This window comes from Sphingobacterium sp. GW821-FHT03E03 (assembly GCF_059420745.1).
The window spans coordinates 187,768-213,506 of sequence record NZ_JBWKUH010000004.1; the positions used below are offsets into that span (position 1 = coordinate 187,768).

The window sequence follows — 25,739 nt, forward strand, 5'->3', positions numbered from 1 at the left end:
TTAGCTTGATGCTCTTTCTAATATACTATTTTGAATCAATAAAAAAAGCTTTAATTTAAGGTTTATCCTTCGAAATAATCAATTTTTAATGATTTCGCTGGGTAATTTATATTTCCCTGTCGAGATGGAGTAGCCAATTTAGGGGGCATAAAAAAGGTTCGTCTGCGTTATGGACGAACCTTTTGGCATGGAAACAGATCTCTTTGAGATGTTGGTCTCTATTATTGTATCGTTTGGATTGTACTTCCGCAAGTTAGCATCTGGGCGCCATAGTATGGATTTTTGACGTCTTTATTGAGACTTAACCATGTGGCACCCTTGCCTCCGTTAAACATAGGGCATTTTTGTTGATAGACCGGAAGTGCAGGTTTGGAACTTTTGGCCAGTTTATAGACTTCTTCGGAGAGCGACACAAATGCCATACGTTGTTTTGCAAGATCTTTTGCCTCATGCAGCGTCTTGGTGTGCTGTGTTATCGCATTTGCCTGTACTTTCCAAACTTGTTGCTCGGCAGCAGTTAAGTCAGTCGATTTTAACGTCGTCAACAGGCTTGAAAGTTTTGCAGCACCTGTCGCGACAGTCTTGTGGTCTGAGGCAACAAGCGCATCTTTCAATTGGAAATACTGATCATAAATCGGTTGGAAGTTACCTGACTCAGCGACAGATGACGATCCTGTGCTTTCTTCTTTGCTTTCAGGAGTATTTTCGGGGTTGGCTGGTGGGGCACTTAAGGTTCTGTCATATTGACAACAGCCATGCAAGTCGGCATAAGTCGTTGCCGGAGCCAGGTATTTTTCATTGTCATAACCGGCCAACGCGACCTTTTTCAAAACAGCATCCAGGGAGGTTTTTTCGGCATTAAAGGAGATATTTGCTGTCTGGTTATCCTCGTTCCAATCTACTTTGGAGTCCGCGGAGTTTCCGGCTTTTTCTATTGTTTTTTTACACATCCCACAATTGCCGCTAATTTTGACTGTTTGGGTTGTCATGGTATTATCCTGTGCATAGCTGTATATGCTGCTAGCTAAAAGGCAGGCTGTTATGATATTATTGAGAAGTCTCATGTGTTCCAAATGTTCTAATACGTGTATGAATCCCTGCGGAATGCGATCTGCTTTCGTTGATCGGGATAGGGCAGGTTCTTTAAATTAATAAGGAGATTTACTTTTTCAAAAAAGCTTTCTCTGTGGTATCTAGGCTATTTTAGGGGGAACCCAAGGGTAAAAATAACCATCTGAAAGATAGGCGGACAATAAGCCACTATATAATTTTTTAAAGATTGAGAAGGAAATTTTTGGCAGTTGAACCGGAAAGTTGGGGACAGCCAATATACTTGTTGCCGAGGCGCAATGACAACTACAATCCCGACATTGCTTGCGGTGCTGACATAGCGGTTTCTTCTCCGTGTGTAATTTTTGGCAGCAATCATATTTTTTGCTTGCATGATCCGGACTGCTTATAGGACAGGTTTTTGCCTTACTTTGATGGCAGGGAAATACCGCAGTCGGCTTGGCCCATAAGCCAAGAAAAAGAATTAGTCCGATTAGATATTTTAGTGCCAGCACAGTTCAAATATAGCTTTTTTTGAATAAGTATTAAATCCACCATCGAGATGGCTGTTTTTTATTCCAGGTGCGGACTTTGCAGCGCTCGTGGCAATAGTATGGAAAACGCGTATTATTGGAGAAGAACCTTGGGTATTGATGGGAAGCTATATTCCATAGAAGCGTAATAAACAGATCAAACTGTTTACTACGCTTCTTTTATTATTTAAGTTGGGCGAGGAGCTCGCTAGAACTTAAAGTTTGATAAGAAACCTGGTTTCTTCCAGGTTCTTTTGTATTCGTCTGCCAGTGTGCTATGGTCTGAATAAGCCAGTACTTCATTGAGTAAACTATGGGCTTTTTTTAGGTTTCCCGTTTTGTAATTAACAAGTGCTTCCGCCAACTTTACAGATTCACAGTCGTCATCATAGCCCCATTCACTTTGTGCATAGATGCCGTTAAAGACCATTACATTGCGGTTGACTTCCGCTAGATTTTCCTGTTCAGCAAGCAACATGATTCCGAATTTTACCCAAAGTACATAATCTTCTGGATCCATGACTGTGGCAACCCAAGCATCATGACGTTGAAATACCTCTGCCCCCGATCTAAATTCGGAGAGGAAATAATGACCTTTGATAATCAGATATAAAGTCTTTGCTTTATCAAAGTCATCGATGATAAATTCCTTTTTATTTTTGAGGTAAGTTTGTGCTGCAGCAACAATGGCGCTATAGTCGGATATTTCATTGTATAACTGCATGAGGATATACTGCGGTTGTGCTTCATGCGGGTATTGCTGTGCCATATCTTCATAATAGTGGATACGGTAATCACGATCGTTAGGCTCAAGAATATCATAAATAATACCTTCCACGCCATTTTTAGCAGCCTCAAAATCCCTATAATGATAGTCGTTTAGCGTAGGGTGATTGATGTAGAACTGATATATATGCTCCAGAAGATATTGTGCTTCTGCCTGTATATCGGGAGAAAGTCCCAGATGATAATTTACTTCAAGCTGATACACAAACATTTGATAGCAACTTGGGAACACTAAATCTGAGTCATCTTCAGCGAATTGTTCTTCCATTTCCTCATCGCGCATTTCATCGAGGTCGCTCAAAGTGACTTGATATGTGTCGAAATATAGTATGAGGGCGTCTTTTAAACGTTCATAATCCTCCAATTTCGACAATGCATCTGTTCGCGTCTGATGTAGTTCTTCAAAATCTGAGTAGTTTAGCCCTTCAGTTGCGATTTGATAGCTATCTTCGAGGAGATCTACATTCTTTAATGCAATCGCCAGGTTATTGCAATTCATTGCACGATTGTGGCTTCCACCGAAATAATCACTTTCATATTTTCCTTGTTCGAAATAAGCCGCAAAGGCATCATAAGCCTGGCGATAAACGGCAAGGTAAAGCTGTCTCAGGGCCAGTGTGTCTTCAGCTGACAGGGTATCCAATGCATCTACAAAGTCAGATAGGTTAATTGCTTCATTATAGAGATCGCGTGGTAAGTCATCGAACGACGGAACTTGCGCAATTACTTCGCCTGTTGTTAAGTAGGTGCATTCGACAAGACGGCGCCAAGATGTTGCATTCCACTGTCTTTCGCCCAATTGTTGGAGGTAAGGTAATGCAGCTTGATGTTGTCCATCGTCATAAAGGTATGCGGCTGCAAAATGATAGCCTGCGTATAAGTCTGGATATTCGTCAATCAGTTTTAGTGCGTGTAGATAATAATAGTCTAGCGGTATCCCAATATCTTCGGAATAATTGCGTTCAATGATAAGCTGGTAATAGAACACCTCAGGGTTTTCATAACCGTCAGCGATAAGCTCTTCAAAGCGACCATGCCATTTAACCAGTTCCGCATGGATATGGGCAGCTGAATTTTCGCCTTTAATAAGTTTTAATAATACTTTTAAGGCCAGATCTATCTCTTTGTTTTCATAAGCGATCTCTGCAAGGTCCACATATTGCATTTCACTGCCGCTGACAAAGCGATCAAATTGCTCTCCTATTAAAGCGGTTAGCGCTGTACCCGAAATCTGTTTGGTACGGTCCAAAAGATATATTTTTTTCATCCAGAATATGGAGAAATTTTGATCAGCAGCTTCGCGATTGTCTTTAAAAGTTTCATTGAAATAACCGATCCCCTCATCCAATAACGCTAATAGGGCCGTATCATCCTGGAGACTCTCATAAATATCTGCAAGGAAACCGTAGCCATAGGGCGCCATTTTAGGTATTGCGATCAATTTTTTTGCATAACCGATAAACTGGTCTTTGTTGTTCTCGTTGATGTGTTTTCTCGGACGATTGATCTGCTCTAAGCTAGCCTGGTTGCCTAAGACGTAATTGAGCATGTGATAGAGCGTTGTTTCGTTTTCTGGCTCTACTAGTAGTGCTTTTTGGAGATAGGGGATCATCTTCTCCTGTATGATATCAAAAATAGCTTCGTGTCCATCATAAAATACTTGATCGTGATAGGCAACAGCAAGATGTGTCCATAGTGGCACATCCTGGTCGTTCTGCTTTAATTGATTTTCGCCCTCTATAATAAACAGATCAAGTTCACCTCTATAGAACAAATCGTAAATATTTTTCTCTTCCATTCTTTGCTTCTTTCTTTTATTATTTTTACTAATATGTTGAATTTTATTGAAAAGTTATTTCGGTAGCGTAAGTTTTACGAACTTATCACCATCCCATTGAAAATGTTCTTCTCTTTTCGAAATATGATAGTCGGGGTCTAGGGTATCATCATCTTTCGCTTCTCCTTCTTCGATGTATTTATAGATCAACTGGTTGTTTCTTTTGTGCTCTGAGGGGAATAGGATTTTTTCGTCGTAATAAAAGACACCGGCATCACTAACAGAGTACCTACTGGGGAGATTGATCAATTTCTGGCCAGTCCAGGCAATGTAATTATACTCCGTGGGGACCCCGCAGGCACCTGATAAAAATTCCATGCGTAAGATTTGCTTTACATTATTTAGTCCCATAGCTGGCAGCAGTTTACTTTGCGAGCTCAGCTGCCCAGAGAATACAAATGGGTAAGATTGACTAGTGATTAATGAATCTTGTGCATCCAACAATTTTACTATGGTTAAATAGTGATCCTGTTGTTCCTCATTTTGTTGTTTGATGAAACGTTCAAAGCCGAATAAATACTGAAGGCCGTCCTTGTCGGTCTGTTTACCGAGTGCCAATAACCCGAGCCAGATAAACCCCTGTTTAAGCTGACCATCGCTATGGTAGCTGATCTGATACCAAGGAGCATAAAAATTTTTGATGGTATTACCCTTAAACGGAGCGCTCGCAATGGTGACATTTTTGCCAAGTGTCAGTGAGTCCACCACTTTCATGTTGAGGCCTGGCCCAGAGCGTATATAGGCTTTTTCAACAAAAACAGAGGCTGTTTGTCCTTTTTCGATGTTCCATAAGTTAAAATCATCGTCAAATGTGATGCCGTCCTGTGCTTTTAGAAGCATGGGGAATAGACCTAAGCATACTATCGCAAAATTTGTTGTCTTCATTTTTATCCTGTTCGCTATTGCAAAAATAGAAGAATTTTTACGGAGGCTTATCACTGGTTTCAGGTATTTTCCTGCTTGAGATTTCGGTGATAATGGTAGTGGGATATGTGTTCCTTAGACTCTTTGCTTTATAGAAAATAAGAGGGAATAGATTTCATAATTTAAAACAATTTAGTCCTAAATATGGTATCTTAAGACATTAAAGTTTATACGGGCTATTTAAGTAGCCATCGAAAAGCGGATAATAAGAGTTTATGAAGAAAAAAATGGATCAGAAACAGCAAATAGTTGAGCTGTTTGATCGCTATAAGAATCATTTGGATAATCCAGCGTTTGCAGAAATTGAGCTTTTGGTTTTAACTGTAGCTATTATTCGTCCAAAAAGAGTGCAATTATTTTACCAGGTCGATATCCAGTTTTTTCTTGATTTTCTGAAAGAGTTACCCGATACAAGGCGTCAATTTGTCCAATATCTCAAACGTGTTCTCTGGCGAAGAGATTTTGATCAATTGGTATCCGATACGGGTATTATCAGTTATGCCGACTTTATTTATGAACTCAGGAAGCGAATAACGGAGCGCTATCTGCCTTATCAACCGGCAAAGTCAACGTTACAGTATTTACTGAACCAAGTGTTTTACACAGTTAAAGACGCAGATTGGGTGTCAACGATTCCCGCCGAACAACTGCATGAGCTTTTTCGATTATGTGAATTCGATTCGATATATGATAATGAAACGGGTTTTGAAATGATCGAAATCTTATATGGCATAGAACTGTTGGTGCAACGTATCACAGGTCGTGCCATGGAAACTGATGTCAATAAAATGGTGCCTGAGTTTCAGAATTTTGATAGTCCATTTATCGCAATCATGCGGGAGTTTACCGAGTTAAATGATCGTATTTTACAATCGGAGACAAAATATATTACGACTGAGGATCTTTCATACAAACAACTATTGGTACTTCACAAACAATGCGAAACTTATATAGAAACGGCTTTTAGTAATTCACATCGTTTCGGTATTTCCATTAAAGTGAACCAGTCCTTGTTGCGGATTCGGCAACAACTGGAGCGCATCAAGGAGATGCTTTCTTTTTTGGTGATTGATACAGAATCCCAAAAAGTAGAGAAAAGTATTCAATTGGCGAAGACGCTGATTGGATATAATTCGAGAAAAAGCAATATCCGAAAATTAATAGGGCAGAGCACACAATTGCTGGCTTACGAAATTACACACCATACAGCCCAGACCGGTGAGCACTATATTACGGCAACCCATCAGGAGTATTGGAAGATGTTTCGTTCTGCTTGCGGCGGTGGTGTAATTGTGGGGGCGATGTGTATTGTAAAACTATTGTTGGGAAAAGTGGATACAAGCGAATTCGGACATGCATTTTTGTATAGCTTGAATTATGCAATCGGTTTTACGGTCATTTATCTTTTTGGCGCTACCTTGGCAACAAAGCAGCCGGCGATGACAGCATCATCCCTTGTGAGTGCGATTGAACAGGGAGCTTCGGACCAAGGTGCCGACAGACACCGTTATTGGGTCTTTGCGCAATTTTTCGCACGTTTATTTCGTTCGCAGTTTATCGCTTTCGTTGGTAATGTAATTATGGCATTCCCCATTAGTCTTTTGTTAGTTTGGGGAATAGAGCAGCTGTCGGGTGTAAATATAGCAAGTACGAAATGGCTACATCTGGTCGATGATTTAAACCCGACGAAGACCCCCGTTATCTTGCACGCTTCCATTGCAGGTGTGTTTTTATTTCTGTCGGGGATTATCGCTGGAAGTATTTCAAATCGAGATAAACATAATTCCGTTTACTACAGAATTCAGGAGCATCCCTTGCTGAAAAAGATATGTGGGAAAACGAAGACGGACAAGATTGCCTCTTTTTATGAAAAGAAATGGGCTGGTATTGTTTCCAATCTCTGGTTTGGTGTTTTTATGGGATCAACTGCTTCCATCGGGATGTTTCTGGGGCTGGATTTGGATATTCGACACATCACTTTTGCGAGCGGGAATCTGGCGCTCGGTCTATTTGGGCATCGTATGGAGCTGTCCACAGATATTTGGGTATGGGGAATTTTGGGTATCGGGATAATTGGACTCTTTAATTTTCTGGTAAGCTTTGGTTTGTCATTGGTTCTGGCGTTCCGTTCGAGAAACCTGTCCTCTAAGGAGTTGGCGAAAATGGCAAAGGCAGTATGGATTTATTTTAAGATGAATCCCAAATCGTTCTTTTTCCCACCTAAAAATTGAGTATGTTATGAATAATATTATTTTAGTTCTCGGTGCGCCAAACGATGCGCAAGGTAATTTATCTAAATTGGCGCAAGACAGGTTGAATTGCACTTTCAATATACACTTGGCAAATCCTAGTTTTAAAATCCTCTGCACTGGTGGTTTCGGAGCGCATTTCAATACAACAGAAAAGCCACATTACTTTTACGCGTATCAATTCTTGATGGAGCGGGGAATACCCGAACAGGCTCTGGAAGAGGGGGTACTTTCAACCAATACAATAACAGATTTTCAACTGGCTAAAGAACGGGTATTGTTGAAGATACCCGATATGTTAATCGTGATTACATCTGATTTTCATATGGAAAGGGCTCAGATTCTCTATAAGCGATATATTAATTACCCGAAGGTGATATTTATTCCTGCCATCTCATCGTTTTCTAAAGAGGAGATAACGCGGCTCATTGAACATGAATCGCATGCCATAAAAATATTAAAGGAAGCAGAGATTAATGCTCGTTGATTTTTTAATGTAAGTTCTCTATCGCTTTTGGTAACTTTACAAACGAAAATGCATTGAATGGCATATTAAAATGCTGTTTTCGATAAAAATTAGCATTTCTAGATAAATAAATGGAAAATCTATTACTTTTCATACGTACATTAACTGATTTTTCTGATGAAGCCTGGATATGTTTGCAACCTGCCCTTCGTTTGCAAGAATACCGGAAAAATGAGGTTTTGCTAAAAGAAGGCGACATATGTGATCAGCTCTTTTATATTGAAAAGGGCTATTGCAAAAGCTACTGCATGATAGATGCTGAGAAAAAGAACATCGGATTTTTCTTTGAAGATGAAATCGCAACTGACATCCAGAGTTTTGGAAGTGGTCATCCGTCCGCCCTTAATATTGTGGCCTGTGAACCTTTGGCAGTAGTCATCTTTGATAAGAAAAAGTTGTTTGAAGTTTCAAGCCAGCACATTGAGATTGAAAGATTGGGGAGAAACTGCATCCGCCAGTTTGCGTCAAAACAGGCGGAATTCGCAAATATGGCCAAACTCTATAAACCTCAAGAAAGATTGGACTTTCTAGAACGTCAGTTTCCGGAAATGGTGCAACGTGTTCCGCTCACGCAGCTAGCCTCTTTTCTCGGAGTGGCGCGGGAAACATTGAGCCGAATTAGAAGAAGAAGGACATATTATTAATTATGTGACGATCGTCACAGGCTAAAATCTTATTTTTTCCTGAGTTTTGAAAAAAATAAGAAATCATGGAAAAATTAAAGAAAATCGATGCGCATACCAATGTGCTAACTTGGTTCGAAATCCCTGTCCTCAATACGCTAAGGGCAAAAAGCTTTTATGAAGAAATTCTAGACCTAAAGATGACGATAAGGTCTTTTCCAGATTCCGAAGAAGAACTTACATTTTTTCCTTATGATCCTAATGTTATACAGGCAACGTCTGGCCGAATTACGGGAGTTTTGACCCAATCCCCTAATAAAGAACCTTCACGATCTGGAGTCCTTATTTATATAAATGCTTATCCCGAAATCCAGCTTGTTCTTGATAGAGTGGTAGCAGCAGGTGGTAAAATAATCGCTACTAAAACTTTGATTCCAGCGGGTTATATCGCTGTTATCGAGGATACAGAAGGAAATCATATCGGGCTTAGTTCCGAAAAATAACCTTTATATTTATCTGTTCCTATAGAACCCATGCAATTGGCTTACTCAGAACAATAAAAATGATAGAAGAAGTAGCTTACCAGCCAAAATATCCGCTCAGCGGATTTATAGATTATATCTGGGTAGGAAAGTCGCCTGATCTTACCATGGATTTTGTTCATCATGCGGCTTTGTTTACCGAACTTATTTTCAGTTATGGCGATGAGTACGACATCAGAGGCATCAATACCGAAAAGATAGACGGTCGTACAGGACTTCAGGTGCTATCGGGTTTAAAAAATCGACCTTTTCTGACCAGAACAAATGGAGCTTACGCGTGCATAGGTTTAATTTTAAAGCCGTTTTGCTACGGAATACTGCTCCAAAAATTAGGGAGCTCATCTTTGGAAGAAGTAGCTGCGATTTTATTTGACTGTCTTTTTGCTGCCGAGAATCCTGATTTTGCCCAAGCCGAAAAATGTTTGTTGAGGGTATTCGAAACTGTCAATACCGACCCTCACTTGATGAGGTTCGAAGCACATCTGGCCGCTGAAATGGCAGGAAAGGGGATGCTGAGGGATTTCAGTAAACTGCTGCCGATTTCGCAGAAAAGTTTCATTCAAAAATTCAGAAAGTATTATTTTTTGACTCCCAGTGAATATCTGAACCTTTACAAAGTGAATAAAGCGGTCATATTGCTTCAGAACAATTCGTCGGAACGATTGACTGACATTGGGCTGAACGCTGGATTCTATGACCAGTCTCATTTTATTAGGGTATTTAAAAAACTCAGTGGTTATACTCCAAAAGAATTTTCAAAATTTGGAGTAGGATAAATTCTGTACAATTTTAAATGTGTCGAACGATTTAATTTTGTGGTATAACTTTAAATACATAAAAATGAATCAGAAAAACAAAGTCTTCATTGCCACCAGTCTGGACGGATACATTGCCGATAGGAACGGAGAAATCGATTGGCTGCTTTCCATACCGAATCCCGAAAAGGATGATATGGGCTATAAGGAATTTATTGCACAGATTGATGCGTTGGTCATGGGCCGCAACACCTTTGAAGTGGTTTGTGGTTTTGACGAATGGTATTATGATAAGCATGTTTTTGTGTTAAGCGACAGGATGACGGAGATCCCCGCAAAATTCAGGGATAAAGCTTCTCTTGTCAAAGGTTGCCTAAACGATGTGCTGGCTGAAATTCATGGAAAAGGATATCATAACCTGTATATCGATGGAGGAAGAACCATTCAGAGCTTTTTGCAAGAAGACCGGATTGATGAGATCATTATTACCCTGATTCCTTATCTGCTGGGGGAAGGAATTCCTTTGTTCGGAGATCTTTCCGAAATGTTGAAGTTTGAAGCTGTGGATACAAAAATCTTTCTAAATTCAATCGTTCAAAATCATTTTGTAAGAAAAAGATAAAAAGAGCCAGCATTTGAAAGGATTAACTGTTGCGGTAGGCAAACGATGTAGAATCCTCGAAACGGATACGCTCAAATATTATTACTACTATTACTATATCCTTTCAGTTTGTCCGCAGATCATTTAATGCTTGCTCAGCACTTGCTCATACCATATTCGCAATCACTGCTGTATTCCGCTACTTATCCTCCACTAATTCCCTACTAAAAGAGTAGGAAAAGAGTAGGTAATAAGTAGAGAAACAGTGGATAAATGCCGAATCAGATACGGATAGGGTACGAAATGGTATTGAAGCAACATCCCGGCAATACCGAATTGGTCAGAGTGCAGGCGTGAAGATTCCCCTGAGGATCTATTTCATCGAGCGTTAAGGAGCAGCTATTTTGCTCACTTGGGATCCGATAGCGGAAAATGCAAGACGCAATGAATGGGATGATGGTATCATCCTATTTGCTATCTATAGTCACTAGCTTGGACGGATCAATGATGTAGGGATTGTTCGGAAAATTGAAAGTAATTGGATACTGGAAGGAAATGTTGATAATCGGGGGCTGGCTAAGCGTCGATCTGTGGCTCTGATTCATGCGTTTTCAAATTGGGTGGATTGGGGAGGAATAGGCATGTGAAGGTTGGGTCCTGTTTTTTCACCATAAACAAAAAAAGCTCAACTAATGTTGAGCTTTTTGTAGTCTTGGCGGAAGAGGCGGGATTCGAACCCGCGGTACCGTTTCCAGTACGACAGTTTAGCAAACTGTTCCTTTCGGCCACTCAGGCACCCTTCCGTGTTTTGACATTGCAAACATAAGGCAATTATTTGAATCTGCAAAGCCTAAATATCAAAAAAAATGCAAAAAAAATGTAACGTTGCAATAAGCGTTTGAATTTCAATTTGTTGTTTAGCAATTAAAATTACATTGTTTTTTTGCTTAAATCATAATCCACGCGAACATGGTAGATGCTTTTGAGCATAGCCTTGAAAATAACGGCCGATTCGGTGATATCTTTCAATGTAATGTTACTATTGTTGAACTGTCCGCGCATCAATTTGTGTTCAATTATTTTATCAACCAGATTATTGATGGACTCCTCCGAGGGTTCTTTTAACGCTCTGGATGCAGCTTCAACAGAGTCGGCCATCATCAGTACCGCTGTTTCTTTAGAGAAAGGGATTGGGCCGGGGTAGGTGAACAGAGATTCGTCCACGAGTTTGTCTGGATTGTTTTTAACAAATAAATTGTAAAAGTAGTCCACACGGGTGGTACCGTGATGTGTTCGGATAAAGTCAAGGATAACCTCGGGAAGCTGATGTTTCTTGGCGACATCAACACCTTTGATGACATGGGAGATGATGATCTGCGCACTTTGCTCCGGAGAGAGTTCGTCATGCGGATTTTTCTCTGTTTTTTGGTTCTCAATAAAAAATTGCGGATTGGTCAATTTACCAATGTCATGGTACAAGGCACCGGCACGGACCAACAGGGGATTACCCCCAATTTTATAAATTGCGGCCTCCGCCAGATTGGCTACCTGTAGGGAGTGCTGAAAAGTGCCCGGAGCTTTAAAGGAAAGTTCCCGCAATAATTTGGAATTACTATTGGTGAGTTCCATCAAGGTTAAATCGGAAACAATTCCAAAAAGTTTCTCGAAGGCATAGATCATCGGATAGGCAAGCAGCGTGATCATTACACTAACCAGGAAGGGAAGGAGGTCTGTCCAGTAAATGGTGTCAATAGAGCCATTTCTTGTGATCACTAATCCGATGTAAGCGACCCAATATGTACCTAAGATGATAGCCGAAGAAACAAACAATTGTTCACGTTTTACCAATGTCTTGATACTGTATATCGCGACGATGCCCGCCATAAATTGTAAAAAGACAAACTCGAAACTATTCGGTACAAATAGTCCCGCCAAAAGGACCATTAATAGGTGGATGTTCAGTGCGACCCTTGTGTCGAATAAGATGCGGATGATAATGGGTACCGCACAAAATGGAATATAGTACAGATTTGGTATTTTTATCTTGATAGCCCATGAAAGCACAGCAAGCATGCCGATGATGACGATCATGATAATCATCAATAACCTGTTGTTGAAATAGATGTCTTTACGGAAAAGAAACAGAAATACCATGAGTATGGAAAGCGCGAGGGATATAATGAGAAATTGCCCTAGGGTTACATAGTTTTGATTTCCACTTATTTTTCCTTCGTCTTCATATACCTTACGTAATGATTCTAGTTTTTGGTAGGTCTCATTGGATATAATCTTTTCTTTTTCAGCGATCAGTTCACCTTTTTGTACAACACCTCGGGTAGCGGATATATTGGCGATGGCATTTTGTTCCAGTGCTTCGGTCTGCTGGTCGTTATAAATATAGTTAATCGTGATATAGTTTTTTAACGTTTCCACTAGCCAGCCTTTTTGCTTGATTTTAGTCAGCTTGGGCATTAATTCATCCATATAGCCATAGGAGCTTTCGATCGTATAGCAATCAGCTGTGTTTTTTTGTGAGGCAACTTTATCTTGTATTAACGTAAAATTGTAATGTTTTGAAGCCGGTGATTTTTCGTTGTTGCGGTTTTGAAACCGATTATTCAACGAGAGTATCCCTTTTCCATAAAGGTGGTTTAATATCGCATTTCCGGCACTGCGGTAATCGTTTATATTTTCGTGTGTCGTGTCAAGTTTGCTGCTTTGCCATTTTTCCGACAAATCGGTATTGAACTGATCTATTTGCTCTTTGCTTGTTGTTGTATTTGCGTTATAAATTGGCTGGATTGTATTCAATATACCTTTTTTGTCTGCATTAAGCTCCTCCTGCGTCTTGAGGATCGCAAAATTGTAAGGTGATATTAAATTTTCATGATTCCAGACTTTTCCTTTTTGGAACTCATAACGGAATCGTGGTTGTTTGGGAAGAAAAATACAGATCAGAACGATCGTGATCAATATTAGTCCAATTTTTCGGATGAGATTTTCTGACGTGTTTAATTCTCTTTTATATTTTATTTTTAATCTTCCCACAGTGAACGATGTTTTTTATATAAAGTTAATATACAAATGTAGTTATAATTTATTTTTTGTGGATTCTGCTGAATGCTATTTGAATCATGTTAAATGTTAGGAATGCTGTGTTGAACGGAAAATACTTGTTATCTTTGCAAAAAAAACACAATATGTCAACAAAATCACATCTAATTGCACCATCCGTTCTTGCTGCAGACTTCGCAAAATTATACGATGATATCATCATGGTAAACAATAGTGAGGCTGATTGGTTTCATATCGATATTATGGACGGCGTATTTGTACCCAATATTTCATTTGGATTTCCCGTTATGCAAGCTATTGCGAAACACGCCACTAAACCATTGGATGTACATTTGATGATTGTTGATCCTGATCGTTATTTACAAGTCTGTAAGGATTCTGGAGCAGAAATAATTACCGTACATTACGAGGCTTGTACGCATCTGCACAGTACATTGGCAGCTATTAAAGAATTGGGGTGTAAAGCAGGGGTTGCATTGAACCCACATACTCCTGTAGCACTTTTGAAAGATGTTTTGGCTGATCTGGATCTTGTGTGCCTGATGTCTGTCAATCCTGGGTTTGGCGGACAGAAGTTTATTGCAAATACATATGCCAAAGTAAAGGAGCTTCGTGCAATGGCTAAGGGTGTCAACGATGGATTACTGATCGAAATTGATGGGGGAGTTACTACCGCCAATGCTGCTCAACTGTTAAAAGCTGGCGCAGATGTATTGGTCGCAGGTTCTTTTGTGTTCAATGCCGCAGCGCCTATGGATACCATTAAATCGCTGAAAGATATAGATATAAATATAGAAAATATATAAAGATAGGAAGAGGTGATTTAGTAAAATAAATCACCTCTTTTTTTTAGATGGATAGGACGAAAAAAATAGTTTCAAAAAAAAATGGCTGGATTGCATAAGTTCTGTTTAGAACAATTCCAAATTGATTTAAATAAATGGAATGCATGCGTTTAAAGTTGGATTTTCACTATTTTTGTATTTAGTCATAATAGTTGATTTACGGTAAATGAATCAACTTGAAAATGCGAACTGAACGGGCATTTATAATTTAATGTAGGAAGGCTACACAGGTTATATATTCGCTTAATTATATTACAGACACGGTAGTGTAGGAAGATAAGAGTATATCTGCTGAACTACCCTTAAAATAGAAAGATTGATATCTATGAGTATTTACAACGATTACGTACAAGAGGTTGTAGAACGAGAAGGCCAAGGATTACATCCTAAGCCTATTGACGGAGCAGAATTACTAAGTGAAGTAATTGCTCAGATTAAAGATTTAAACAATGAAAATAGAGCAGAATCTTTAAGATTGTTTATCTATAATACCTTGCCGGGGACAACGCCTGCAGCTGGTGTTAAAGCGCAGTTCTTAAAAGAAATTATTCTGGGTGAATCAGTTGTTGCTGAGATCACACCTGATTTTGCTTTTGAGCTATTGTCTCATATGAAGGGTGGACCTTCTATCAACGTATTATTGGATCTTGCTTTAGGTGCTGATGCTGCGATCGCAAGTCAAGCTGCGGAAGTACTTAAAACACAGGTTTTCTTATATGATGCCGATACTGCTCGTTTGAAGGACGCTTATGAACAAGGCAATGCTATCGCAAAAGATATCTTGGAAAGCTACGCAAAGGCTGAATTTTTTACGAAACTTCCGGAAGTAACGGAGGAAATTCAGGTAGTTACTTTTATCGCAGGTGAAGGTGATATCTCTACAGATTTACTATCTCCTGGTAACCAGGCACACTCGCGTTCTGATCGTGAATTGCACGGTAAATGTATGATCACGCCAGAAGCACAACAACAAATCCAAGATCTACAGGCACAGCATCCAGGTAAAAGTGTGATGTTGATCGCCGAAAGAGGTACAATGGGTGTGGGATCCTCACGGATGTCAGGTGTAAATAATGTGGCCTTATGGACCGGTAAACAAGCTAGTCCTTATGTTCCTTTTGTAAACATCGCGCCCATTGTAGGTGGTACGAAAGGCATTTCTCCAATTTTCTTGACGACAGTAGATGTTACAGGTGGTATCGGTATCGATCTTAAAAACTGGGTGAAGAAAGTCGATGAAAACGGAAACGTTGTTCGCAATGATAAAAATGAGCCTATTTTAGAGGAGGTTTATTCTGTTGCTACAGGTACTGTATTAACCATCAATACCAAGACAAAAAAATTATATAATGGTGAGCAGGAGCTAATTGATATTTCAAAGGCATTGACACCACAAAAAATGGAGTTTATCAAAGCGGGTGGTTCTTATGCTATCGTATTTGGTAAAAAAATCCAAACTTTCGCAGCACAAACTTTAGGTATCCAAGCACCTACAGTATTTGCTCCTTCAAAAGAAATTACCATTGAAGGTCAAGGCTTAACTGCTGTAGAGAAAATCTTCAACAAAAATGCGGTAGGTGTAACACCAGGCAAAGTATTGCATGCTGGTTCTGACGTGCGCGTGAAAGTGAATATTGTTGGATCTCAAGATACGACAGGTTTAATGACTGCTCAGGAGTTGGAGGCAATGGCTGCTACAGTAATTGCTCCTACGGTTGATGGTGCTTATCAATCAGGTTGTCATACAGCATCTGTTTGGGATAAGAAAGCGCAAGCGAACATTCCAAAATTGATGAAATTTATGAACGATTTTGGTTTGATCACAGCACGCGATCCAAAAGGCGTTTATCACTCCATGACAGACGTGATCCACAAAGTATTAAATGATATTACGATTGACGAATGGGCGATCATCATTGGTGGTGACTCCCATACACGTATGTCTAAAGGTGTTGCTTTTGGAGCTGACTCGGGTACTGTTGCATTGGCATTGGCTACGGGTGAAGCTTCGATGCCGATTCCGGAATCTGTAAAAGTTACTTTCAAGGGCAGCATGAAAGAACACATGGATTTCCGTGATGTTGTACATGCCACTCAGGCGCAGATGTTACAGCAATTCGCTGGGGAAAACGTTTTCCAAGGTAGAATTATTGAGGTTCATATCGGTACATTACTTGCCGATCAGGCCTTTACTTTTACGGACTGGACGGCGGAGATGAAAGCGAAAGCATCCATCTGTATTTCGCAGGATGATACATTAATTGAATCTTTAGAAATCGCTAAAAATCGTATCCAAATCATGATTGATAAGGGTATGGAAAATAAAAACAACGTTTTGCAAGGTTTGATCGATAAAGCGAACAAACGTATCGAAGAAATCAGATCTGGCGCGAAACCTGCGTTGACGCCAGATAACAATGCGAAATACTATGCTGAGGTTGTCGTTGATTTGGATCTTATTGAAGAGCCAATGATTGCGGATCCAGATGTAAATAACGCAGACGTTTCTAAGCGTTATACACATGACACTATTCGTGATCTTTCTTACTATGGTGGAAACAAAAAGGTGGATTTAGGTTTCGTAGGTTCATGTATGGTGCATAAGGACGATTTGAAAATCGTTTCGAAAATGTTGCGGAATATTGAACAGCAAAAAGGTGTTGTTACTTTTGAGGCACCATTGGTTGTTGCAGCTCCGACTTATAATATCATTGATGAGTTGAAAGCAGAAGGCGATTGGGAATTCTTGCAAAAATACTCTGGATTTGAGTTCAGTGATGCATTGCCAAAAAGCACTGCCCGTACAGAATACGAAAATATCATGTACCTAGAGCGTCCTGGTTGTAACCTTTGCATGGGTAACCAAGAGAAAGCTGCCAAAGGTGATACGGTGATGGCTACTTCAACACGGTTGTTTCAAGGCCGTGTAGTAGAAGACAGAGATGGTAAAAAAGGAGAATCCCTATTGGCATCTACACCTGTTGTTGTACTTTCAGCTATTTTAGGCCGTATTCCTAATATTGAAGAATACAAAGCTGCTGTCGAAGGCATTAACTTAACTAAATTTGCGCCTATTCCGACAAAGTAAAAAGCTATCAGGGTTTCAGTAACTTAATTAAATAACATAAATAAGAGAGATATGGCTTTTGATGTAGATATGATTAAAAAGGTGTATAGCCGTTATGATGAGCGCATTGCTGCGGCTCGTCAGGTGGTGAACAAACCTTTGACTTTATCTGAGAAAATTTTATATGCCCACCTTTGGGATAGTAATGCGACAGAAGATTATAAGCGGGGCGTTTCTTACGTTGATTTTGCCCCTGATCGTGTAGCGATGCAAGATGCAACTGCACAAATGGCTTTGTTGCAATTTATGCAGGCTGGACGTCCAAAGGTCGCGGTTCCTTCTACCGTTCACTGTGATCACTTGATCCAGGCGAAAGAAGGCGCAGATAAAGATTTAGCTCGTGCTAAAAACGAAAGTTCGGAAGTATTTAACTTCTTGAGCTCTGTTTCAAATAAATATGGTATAGGTTTCTGGAAACCAGGGGCGGGTATTATCCACCAAGTTGTACTAGAAAACTATGCATTCCCAGGTGGTATGATGATCGGTACGGATTCACATACTGTAAATGCCGGGGGTCTAGGTATGGTTGCAATTGGTGTAGGTGGTGCTGATGCCTGTGACGTGATGGCAGGTTTACCTTGGGAGCTAAAATTTCCAAAATTGATCGGTGTTAAATTAACCGGTAAATTGAGTGGTTGGGCTGCAGCAAAAGACGTTATCCTAAAAGTTGCGGGAATCTTGACTGTAAAAGGAGGAACTGGCGCAATCGTTGAATATTTTGGCGAAGGTGCAGAGTCTCTATCTTGTACAGGTAAAGGTACAATCTGTAATATGGGCGCTGAAATTGGTGCCACGACCTCAACATTTGGTTACGATGAGTCCATGGAGCGTTACCTTCGTGCGACAGGCCGTGCTGAAGTTGCGGATGCCGCCAATGCCATCAAACAACACTTGACAGCTGATGCTGAAGTCTATGCTAATCCTGAACAATATTTTGATCAATTGATCGAAATTAATCTTTCGGAACTCGAACCTTCATTAAATGGTCCATTCACGCCAGATTTATATACGCCAGTTTCGCGCATGCGTGAAGAGGCTGATAAGAATGGCTGGCCTTTGAAAGTGGAGTGGGGATTGATCGGATCTTGTACAAACTCTTCGTATGAGGATTTGTCGCGTGCCGCTTCTATTGCCAAACAAGCTGTTGACAAAGGATTGATCACTAAAGCTGAATTTGGTATCAACCCGGGCTCTGAGCAGGTTCGTTTTACAGCGGATCGTGATGGTTTATTAAAAACATTCGAAGATCTTAACGCAACTATATTCACCAACGCTTGTGGTCCATGTATCGGTATGTGGGATCGTGTGGGTGCGGACAAGCAAGAGAAAAACACGATTGTTCACTCGTTCAACCGTAACTTTGCAAAACGTGCGGATGGTAATCCAAATACCTATGCATTTGTTGCTTCGCCAGAACTGGTTGCTGCAATTGCAATTTCCGGTGATTTGGGCTTTAATCCTGTTACGGATACATTAACGAACAATAAAGGTGAGCAAGTGAAGTTGGATCCTCCTGTGGGAGATGAATTACCAACAAAAGGATTTGCTGTCGATGATCCGGGATATCAGGCTCCTGCAGCAGATGGTAGTGCTATCGTTGTTGACGTAGCACCGACATCAGACCGTCTCCAATTGTTGGAACCTTTTGCAGCCTGGGAAGGTACAGACTTAAAAGGGTTGAAACTATTGATCAAAGCAAAAGGTAAATGTACGACGGATCATATTTCTATGGCTGGTCCTTGGTTGAAATACCGTGGTCACCTAGATAATATCTCAAATAATATGCTGATCGGTGCGGTTAACTTTTTCAATGAGAAAACCGATAACGTGAAGAATCAATTGACAGGTGAATATGGTCCTGTTCCGGCAACGCAACGTGACTATAAAGCACATAACATCGGATCAATTGTGGTAGGGGATGAGAACTATGGTGAAGGGTCTTCCCGTGAGCATGCCGCGATGGAACCTCGTCATTTGGGTGTCCGCGCAGTATTGGTTAAATCTTTTGCTCGTATTCACGAGACGAACCTGAAAAAACAAGGTATGTTGGGTTTAACTTTCGCTAACAAAGACGACTATAACAAAATCCAAGAAAATGATACGATTGATATCCTTGGTTTGACGGAGTTCGCTCCTGGAAAACCATTGACTCTTGTGTTGCACCATGCGGATGGAACTCAAGAGGAGATCTTGGCAAACCACACCTACAATGCACAACAGATTGAATGGTTTAAAGCCGGTGGTGCTTTGAATATCATCCGTAAGAATCAAGTGAAATAAATTGATTCCATAAAAATTTAGTTAAAAGCTGCTTTCATCCGAAAGCAGCTTTTTTTATGCAAGTTCAAATGGTAAAACATTTCTGTGATCTTCGTCATATTTTACTAATTTCCACGCAATTTATTTGGTTATAAAATAGAATGAGGGTACTTTTGCCCAACGTTTTTAGCGCCGATATGAGAAAAATATTTTTGACAATTGGAGCACTTGCATTAAGTGTTTCGAGTTTATTTGCACAGGAAAATCCAGAAATAGGAAAAAGCATTTTTAAACCAAGGAATTTAAGGACAGAAAGTAATAAAGGGAAGTTTTTCTTTTTTTGGGGGTATAACTTTTCTTCTTACGCAAAATCCGATATACATTTTACAGGTCCAAATTATGATTTCATCCTCCACGATGTAAAAGCGGGTGACCGCCCGACGAAATTTGGGTCGACTTATTTTGACCCCGGTCGTTTGACTATTCCACAATTTAATCTGCACTTCGGTTATTATATCAAGGACAATTACTCCATTTCCTTAGGTTGGGATCATATGAAATATGTTGTGGATATTCCACAACAGGTCAAGATCACAGGTTATATTGGTGATGAAATCTCAAACCCTGGCATACCAACCGGAAATCGTGCAGGACAATATAATGGCGAAAAGATTACGGTGGATTCTGCGATGTTGACTTTTGAACATACGGATGGATACAATTTCGCCTCTGTAGGGTTGGAGCGATACGATGATATCATCAACAATCGTAAAGGTCAACAGGTACTCACGATGGAATCTGGTGTAGATGTAGGACTTTTGATACCACGATCTGATGTCCGCCTTTTTGGTGAGGGGGCTAATCACTTTTGGAATATTGCTGGATACGGTGCATCTGCAAAAGTTGGTTTACACTACCGTTTTTATAAAGGACTTTATTTGCAAGGAAACTTTAAAACAGGTTGGACTGATTTGTACAATATCCGCACAACGGGTAGAAGAGGCGTCGACAAAGCCACACAACAGATCTGGTTTTTTGAAAACTATTGGGCTTTGGGCTTTAGATTCTAACGATTTCAATCTATACTACCATAAGAAAGGGGATGTCAAAACATCCCCTTTCTTATGGTAGCTTCATCAGGAAACAGAATCATTTCATAAGCTAACTGATGTTTTCCTAAATATCACTTAATTTAAAGATGTCTTTTACCCGGATTCCTTTTTCCGTGTGTTGTAGGGTACAGCATTCATTAACCGGATCATGTTCAAAGAAGAGAATGTATTCATTTTCGACGATTTCATTCCAATAGCTGTTGCGCTCTTCCATGGTGACTAATGGTCTCACGTCATAGCCCATGACATATGGGATCGGAATATGACCGACAGAGGGCAACAGATCTGCCATATAGAGTACTGTCTTTCCCTTATATTGAATCTGTGGCAACATCATCGCTTCGGTATGGCCGTTGGCATAGCGAATGCTGATGTCCTTGCCAAATGGATCCTTGCTATCTTCAACGAATTTCAATCGGCCACTTTCTTGAATAGGAAGGATATTCTCTTTTAGAAACGATGCTTTCTCTCTCGGATTGGGGTCTGTAGCCCAGGCCCAATGGTCACTATTGCTCCAAAAGTCTGCATTTTTGAAAGCAGGAGATAATTTTTCCCCTTCACGGATAATGGCACCACCACAATGATCAAAATGCAAATGTGTCAGGATGACATCTGTAATATCGTTTCTGTCAAAGCCAATATTTTTAAGCGATTTATCTAATGTGGCATCACCGTGTAAATAGTAATAACTGAAGAATTTTTCGTTTTGTTTATCGCCAAGGCCTGTGTCCACCAGCATTAATTTATTACCTTCCTCTATGAGGAGTAAACGATTGCCCCATGTGCACATATTGTTGGAATCAGCCGGGTTTGTTTTGTTCCAGATACTTTTGGGAACCACTCCAAACATGGCACCGCCGTCCAATTTAAAGAAGCCCGTTTCTATCGCATGTAATTTCATCTTATTAATATTTGTAAAGCTTGGAACAATTTACGAAAAATATAAAATATATGGACGGTAGATGAACGGATTGTGCTAAAAAAATATGCTAAAAAGTTTAATTTATTTTACCTTCATAACTAATTGATAGTTAGATTGTTGTTTTTGTGTTTTTTATACAATAAGCCTGATTTTTAGATAATTAAGTTTTGTTTTTAGCGAAATTTGCCTTTAACTTTGGGCACATTTTAAAACAAACAAAAAATATGAAAAAGGGTAACATTGGAAACGCGCCTGATTTGAAATATTTGAAAATTGATTATACAGGAAATGTATTTTATCAATTACCTGTTTCAGAGTTGGTCGAACATGCTTTAGCGAATCAAGAGGGAAGACTGTCTGACACTGGAGCATTAGCCGCTGATACAGGAAAATTTACTGGAAGATCCCCCAAAGACCGTTTTTTGGTCGAGGACTCCTTGACTAAGGATGCAGTATGGTGGGGTGAAATCAACCAGCCGATGACCCCGGCCAATTTTGATGCATTATTTTCAAAGGTTGCTGCACATTTGAGTAACAGAACAATTTACGTCCGGGATTGTGCGGCAGGAGCGGACCCAGCATATCAATTATCTATTCGTGTTATCACAGAAACAGCTTATCAAAGTATTTTTGCTAACAATCTGTTTTTGAGATCTGTGGGTGATATTGATAGTCAACCGCAATGGTCAATATTAGCTGCGCCGACATTACTTATCGAGGATCCGCAACACTATGGCATTCGAAACGAGAATTTTGTAGCCATTGATTTTACGAAAAAAATGGTGCTGATTGCGGGGACTGGATATACTGGTGAAATCAAGAAAAGTATCTTTTCCATCTTGAATTTTATTTTGCCGCATGAACATAATGTATTATCGATGCACTGCTCGGCGAATACCTCCAAAGATGGTAAAACGGCCTTATTCTTCGGACTTTCCGGAACGGGTAAGACCACATTATCGGCTGATAAAAACAGGAAATTGATCGGTGATGACGAGCATGGTTGGAGCGAGAAGGGGATTTTCAACTTTGAAGGTGGTTGTTATGCAAAATGTGTAGGACTTACAGAGGAAAAAGAACCTGAGATTTACCATGCCATCCGTTTTGGCTCGTTGCTTGAGAATGTTGTCCTGGATGAGTTTGATCGACCAGACTATGACAATATCAGTAAAACCGAAAATACGCGGGTTTCCTATCCGATCGATTTCATGGAAAATGCTGAGATGACGGGAATAGGTAATGCTCCTGAAAATATTTTCTTTCTGACTGCCGATGCCTTTGGTGTATTGCCTCCGATTTCATTGTTAACGGTAGATCAGGCAGTCTATCATTTTGTGAGTGGGTATACCGCAAAAGTAGCCGGTACCGAAGTAGGGGTGAAGGAACCTACTGCAGCCTTCTCAACATGTTTTGGTCAAGCATTCTTACCTTTACACCCAGCGAAGTATGCTGCGTTACTACGGGCCAAACTGGAGCAAAATCCCAATATCAAAGTATGGTTGGTTAATACAGGTTGGATTGCAGGGCCTTATGGTATCGGACGTCGTATTAAACTGAACTATACACGGGCACTAATTCGTGCTGCAATGGATGGATCACTATTGGAGGCTCAATTTAATAAGCATGAGATTTTTGGATTGGATTATCCGACCAGCTGTGGCGAATATGTTCCCGAACAGATTCTAGACGCTAGGGGATTATGGAACAATAATGAAGCCTATGACGTGCAAGCCAAACGATTGGCAAAATTGTTTATTGGAAATTTTGAAAAATTTGATCATTCAATGCCAGCTTCGGTACAAATGGCTGGCCCTCGGATCGCTACGACAATACTCGTTTAAAAGTATAGCATTACTTAGCGAGTTATGAATTAACGAGTTATGCCTCCAAAAAGATACGGTCTTTTGGAGGCATTTTTTAAAGACGTATTTTAATTGTGTTTGTTCACAAAATCATCCAATTTCTCCTGTTCATTTCCGGCAATTGCATTGATAATTATCCGAAAAGCTGCTAAGCGGGCTTTCTTTTTATTGTCTTTGTCGATTTCAAACCAAGGCGACTTTTTGGTGGCAGTCGTTTTAAAGAGTTTTTCAATATAACCCGTATAAACATCCCATTTTTCCTGTGCCTGTTGATCCAAAACCCCAACCTTCCAGTGCTTTAGAATATCTTCTTGCCGCTCTTTCAATCGCTCCGCCTGCTCTTCTTTACTAATGCTCAGAAACAGCTTGATTAGGATGATACCATCATCAATCAATTGCTTTTCAAATTCCGGTACCTGTTGCATGAATAATTCATGCTGCTCCTTCGTACAAAAATCAAATACAGGCTCTACCACAGCACGGTTATAATAACTACGGTCGAAAATGACCATTTCACCGGCATTGGGTAGATGCTTGATATACCGTTGAAAGTACCACTGACCATTCTCCTCAACAGTTGGCTTGGGTAATGCCACAACACGTACCTTTTTGGGATTTAAATGCTCGGTCACCCGACCAATTGTACCTCCCTTTCCAGCGGCATCTCTTCCCTCGAATATAATGACAACACGTTTTCCTTTTTCAATAATATCATATTGTAATTTGAGCAAGGTAACCTGTAGATCATAGAGCTCTTTTTCATAGTCATAGACATCGTTAAATTTTTTGATTTCCAAAACCCCATGTTGCTCCAAATAGTCAAGGACATCTTTGTTTTGACGGATTTTTTCAAGCTCTTTTAAATCGTATTCTGCCATAATAGTTGGTTTTTCAAGTTCGTTCACCTAAAGTTACTTATTGAATTGTTAAAAAATGTCAAAATTGAAATAAATCAGACCAGCACATGTAATATTGATTGGGAAGCTAACGTTATAAAGAAAAGCAATGCAAAAGGATGCTTTGATTAAGAATTAGACTTTTCATAAATTTAGGTTAATAATTGGTTAGGTTAGCCCGGAGTTCTCAACTTCGGGCTTTTTGTTTTTATGCAGTAAAGTTTTTCGGGTATCCAATTGGCTCTCCAGTGAAAGACTTTAACTTGCATCTGACTACGAATATACCATAGGGTAGGGGCGTATATTGTTGAATCGTTTTCAGGTACCCAATTTGCTCTTCAGCAAACGTCTTCGACTCGCAGCTACTTATAATTATACAAGGGTGAAGATCATATATTGTTTTCGAATATCCGGCTTGACCTTCCAGCGAACAACTTTGGTTCGTGCGCTCTCCTAAAAGTATGAAGATAGGAGAGTTATTATTTAAATGTTAAAAAATGTTAAAGGAATGGTAATCATATAATTAATTGAAACAAGTGGCGTTTTAATTTCAAATACTTTTCATAAAATAGGTTAATATATGGCTAACGAAAGCTCAGAGTTCCCCACTCTGGGCTTTTTATCTTTTGATTATTCAGAAACGTCTAGTGGTGAAGGATAAATGACCCCTAAAAATTAAAAATATGAATTCACGCCTATTATACATTACCTGTTTATAGGTTATCCGTATACTGGATAATTTTCGAAGAGTGATTATAGACTTTCAGCTTTACGCCAACTTCCTACCCGGAGGGGTTTTTGATGGACACACTTCCTTTCTGACCTATGTTCAGGGAGTATTCTTTGCCTTTTTTCATGATGATTTCAATGGTATCAGTCGCTAACCCTATCGTATTGCTCGATTTATTGACGGCATCGATAGAAAACGTGCTCGCGTTCTCTGTTGAAATCTTTAAGAATTTATGTGCTGGAATCACTGCATTTACATACAATGTGTGTTTATCTTTTTTACCTAGGTTGTTTACCTGGCAAGACTGTAAGATTGCGCAGGTTAATAGCCCAGCTAATAATTTCACAATTTAATCGTTGATAATTGTCAGAAATTAGAAAATAAAGTTCATTTATCCTAATAATTTACTTATTCAGGTTACTTAAAAACCTCATTTGAAGGCAGGAACATTATCAGGCATAAAAAAGCCCTACAATTTTGCTTGT

Annotated in this window: 18 protein-coding genes and 1 tRNA gene; 11 read left to right on the top strand and 8 right to left on the bottom strand. The window is 39.8% G+C overall.

The window, feature by feature from the left end; genetic code table 11:
- Positions 1-221 precede the first annotated feature (221 nt).
- From AC07UV_RS07260 to AC07UV_RS07270, 3 genes are all read right to left on the bottom strand, one after another.
- On the bottom strand, positions 222-1,064 hold the full coding sequence (locus tag AC07UV_RS07260) for a DUF3347 domain-containing protein (protein ID WP_495183185.1): 843 nt from the start codon (positions 1,062-1,064) through the stop codon (positions 222-224).
- Between the two features lie 727 nt (positions 1,065-1,791).
- The gene (locus AC07UV_RS07265) at positions 1,792-4,167 is read right to left on the bottom strand and encodes a hypothetical protein (protein ID WP_495183186.1); all 2,376 of its coding nucleotides are present in this window, start codon (positions 4,165-4,167) and stop codon (positions 1,792-1,794) included.
- Positions 4,168-4,221: 54 nt separating this feature from the next.
- Positions 4,222-5,091, bottom strand: a complete 870-nt coding sequence (locus tag AC07UV_RS07270; protein WP_495183187.1) for an SH3 domain-containing protein — start codon at positions 5,089-5,091, stop codon at positions 4,222-4,224.
- 254 nt (positions 5,092-5,345) lie between these two features.
- Here AC07UV_RS07270 and AC07UV_RS07275 point away from each other — a divergent pair, with 254 nt between their 5' ends.
- The 6 genes from AC07UV_RS07275 to AC07UV_RS07300 all read left to right on the top strand — a co-directional run bounded on the left by AC07UV_RS07275 (position 5,346) and on the right by AC07UV_RS07300 (position 10,447).
- Positions 5,346-7,361 carry a transporter-like protein gene (locus AC07UV_RS07275; protein ID WP_495183188.1) on the top strand — a complete coding sequence of 672 codons (2,016 nt, stop codon included), beginning with the start codon at positions 5,346-5,348 and terminating at the stop codon, positions 7,359-7,361.
- A gap of 7 nt (positions 7,362-7,368) precedes the next feature.
- The gene (locus AC07UV_RS07280) at positions 7,369-7,866 is read left to right on the top strand and encodes a YdcF family protein (protein WP_495183189.1); all 498 of its coding nucleotides are present in this window, start codon (positions 7,369-7,371) and stop codon (positions 7,864-7,866) included.
- A gap of 110 nt (positions 7,867-7,976) precedes the next feature.
- The gene (locus AC07UV_RS07285) at positions 7,977-8,549 is read left to right on the top strand and encodes a Crp/Fnr family transcriptional regulator (protein ID WP_495183190.1); all 573 of its coding nucleotides are present in this window, start codon (positions 7,977-7,979) and stop codon (positions 8,547-8,549) included.
- A gap of 65 nt (positions 8,550-8,614) precedes the next feature.
- A complete protein-coding gene (locus AC07UV_RS07290; RefSeq protein WP_495183191.1) occupies positions 8,615-9,031 on the top strand; it encodes a VOC family protein in 417 nt (138 codons plus the stop codon).
- A gap of 59 nt (positions 9,032-9,090) precedes the next feature.
- Positions 9,091-9,846 (top strand): helix-turn-helix domain-containing protein, encoded by a 756-nt coding sequence (locus AC07UV_RS07295; RefSeq protein ID WP_495183192.1) that lies wholly within the window; start codon positions 9,091-9,093, stop codon positions 9,844-9,846.
- A gap of 64 nt (positions 9,847-9,910) precedes the next feature.
- On the top strand, positions 9,911-10,447 hold the full coding sequence (locus tag AC07UV_RS07300) for a dihydrofolate reductase family protein (RefSeq protein WP_495183193.1): 537 nt from the start codon (positions 9,911-9,913) through the stop codon (positions 10,445-10,447).
- A 692-nt stretch (positions 10,448-11,139) separates the two neighbouring features.
- Here AC07UV_RS07300 and AC07UV_RS07305 read toward each other — a convergent pair.
- Together AC07UV_RS07305 and AC07UV_RS07310 are read right to left on the bottom strand one after the other, a co-directional pair.
- A tRNA-Ser gene (locus AC07UV_RS07305) sits at positions 11,140-11,229 on the bottom strand.
- Positions 11,230-11,356: 127 nt separating this feature from the next.
- Positions 11,357-13,474: an HD family phosphohydrolase gene (locus AC07UV_RS07310; protein WP_495183194.1), complete on the bottom strand. Its 2,118-nt coding sequence runs from the start codon at positions 13,472-13,474 to the stop codon at positions 11,357-11,359.
- Positions 13,475-13,626: 152 nt separating this feature from the next.
- On the opposite strand from AC07UV_RS07310, the gene rpe reads away from it, so the two are divergent.
- The 4 genes from rpe (at position 13,627) to AC07UV_RS07330 (ending at position 20,802) form a co-directional block, all read left to right on the top strand.
- A complete protein-coding gene (gene rpe, locus AC07UV_RS07315; RefSeq protein ID WP_495183195.1) occupies positions 13,627-14,307 on the top strand; it encodes a ribulose-phosphate 3-epimerase in 681 nt (226 codons plus the stop codon).
- Between the two features lie 364 nt (positions 14,308-14,671).
- The gene (locus tag AC07UV_RS07320; RefSeq protein ID WP_495183196.1) at positions 14,672-17,434 is read left to right on the top strand and encodes a bifunctional aconitate hydratase 2/2-methylisocitrate dehydratase; all 2,763 of its coding nucleotides are present in this window, start codon (positions 14,672-14,674) and stop codon (positions 17,432-17,434) included.
- A 51-nt stretch (positions 17,435-17,485) separates the two neighbouring features.
- Positions 17,486-19,753 (top strand): aconitate hydratase, encoded by a 2,268-nt coding sequence (locus AC07UV_RS07325; protein WP_282254964.1) that lies wholly within the window; start codon positions 17,486-17,488, stop codon positions 19,751-19,753.
- 176 nt (positions 19,754-19,929) lie between these two features.
- Positions 19,930-20,802 carry a hypothetical protein gene (locus AC07UV_RS07330; protein WP_282254963.1) on the top strand — a complete coding sequence of 291 codons (873 nt, stop codon included), beginning with the start codon at positions 19,930-19,932 and terminating at the stop codon, positions 20,800-20,802.
- 106 nt (positions 20,803-20,908) lie between these two features.
- On the opposite strand, the gene AC07UV_RS07335 is transcribed toward AC07UV_RS07330, so the two are convergent.
- Positions 20,909-21,745 carry an MBL fold metallo-hydrolase gene (locus AC07UV_RS07335; RefSeq protein ID WP_495183197.1) on the bottom strand — a complete coding sequence of 279 codons (837 nt, stop codon included), beginning with the start codon at positions 21,743-21,745 and terminating at the stop codon, positions 20,909-20,911.
- 245 nt (positions 21,746-21,990) lie between these two features.
- Here AC07UV_RS07335 and pckA point away from each other — a divergent pair, with 245 nt between their 5' ends.
- On the top strand, positions 21,991-23,607 hold the full coding sequence (gene pckA, locus AC07UV_RS07340) for a phosphoenolpyruvate carboxykinase (ATP) (RefSeq protein ID WP_282254961.1): 1,617 nt from the start codon (positions 21,991-21,993) through the stop codon (positions 23,605-23,607).
- An 89-nt stretch (positions 23,608-23,696) separates the two neighbouring features.
- Here pckA and ppk2 read toward each other — a convergent pair whose 3' ends face one another.
- A complete protein-coding gene (ppk2, locus tag AC07UV_RS07345; protein WP_282254960.1) occupies positions 23,697-24,506 on the bottom strand; it encodes a polyphosphate kinase 2 in 810 nt (269 codons plus the stop codon).
- An 800-nt stretch (positions 24,507-25,306) separates the two neighbouring features.
- On the bottom strand, positions 25,307-25,600 hold the full coding sequence (locus AC07UV_RS07350; protein ID WP_495183198.1) for a hypothetical protein: 294 nt from the start codon (positions 25,598-25,600) through the stop codon (positions 25,307-25,309).
- Between the last annotated feature and the right edge of the window lie 139 nt (positions 25,601-25,739).

Bases quoted from the DNA above. Each gene is read 5' to 3' on its own strand.
- AC07UV_RS07280 (WP_495183189.1), top strand. From the start codon at position 7,369: ATGAATAATATTATTTTAGTTCTCGGTGCGCCAAACGATGCGCAAGGT.
- AC07UV_RS07285 (WP_495183190.1), top strand. From the start codon at position 7,977: ATGGAAAATCTATTACTTTTCATACGTACATTAACTGATTTTTCTGAT.
- AC07UV_RS07275 (WP_495183188.1), top strand. From the start codon at position 5,346: ATGAAGAAAAAAATGGATCAGAAACAGCAAATAGTTGAGCTGTTTGAT.
- AC07UV_RS07335 (WP_495183197.1), bottom strand. From the start codon at position 21,745: ATGAAATTACATGCGATAGAAACGGGCTTCTTTAAATTGGACGGCGGT.
- ppk2 (WP_282254960.1), bottom strand. From the start codon at position 24,506: ATGGCAGAATACGATTTAAAAGAGCTTGAAAAAATCCGTCAAAACAAA.
- AC07UV_RS07295 (WP_495183192.1), top strand. From the start codon at position 9,091: ATGATAGAAGAAGTAGCTTACCAGCCAAAATATCCGCTCAGCGGATTT.
- AC07UV_RS07325 (WP_282254964.1), top strand. From the start codon at position 17,486: ATGGCTTTTGATGTAGATATGATTAAAAAGGTGTATAGCCGTTATGAT.
- AC07UV_RS07270 (WP_495183187.1), bottom strand. From the start codon at position 5,091: ATGAAGACAACAAATTTTGCGATAGTATGCTTAGGTCTATTCCCCATG.
- AC07UV_RS07300 (WP_495183193.1), top strand. From the start codon at position 9,911: ATGAATCAGAAAAACAAAGTCTTCATTGCCACCAGTCTGGACGGATAC.
- pckA (WP_282254961.1), top strand. From the start codon at position 21,991: ATGAAAAAGGGTAACATTGGAAACGCGCCTGATTTGAAATATTTGAAA.
- AC07UV_RS07265 (WP_495183186.1), bottom strand. From the start codon at position 4,167: ATGGAAGAGAAAAATATTTACGATTTGTTCTATAGAGGTGAACTTGAT.
- rpe (WP_495183195.1), top strand. From the start codon at position 13,627: ATGTCAACAAAATCACATCTAATTGCACCATCCGTTCTTGCTGCAGAC.
- AC07UV_RS07290 (WP_495183191.1), top strand. From the start codon at position 8,615: ATGGAAAAATTAAAGAAAATCGATGCGCATACCAATGTGCTAACTTGG.
- AC07UV_RS07260 (WP_495183185.1), bottom strand. From the start codon at position 1,064: ATGAGACTTCTCAATAATATCATAACAGCCTGCCTTTTAGCTAGCAGC.
- AC07UV_RS07320 (WP_495183196.1), top strand. From the start codon at position 14,672: ATGAGTATTTACAACGATTACGTACAAGAGGTTGTAGAACGAGAAGGC.
- AC07UV_RS07330 (WP_282254963.1), top strand. From the start codon at position 19,930: ATGAGAAAAATATTTTTGACAATTGGAGCACTTGCATTAAGTGTTTCG.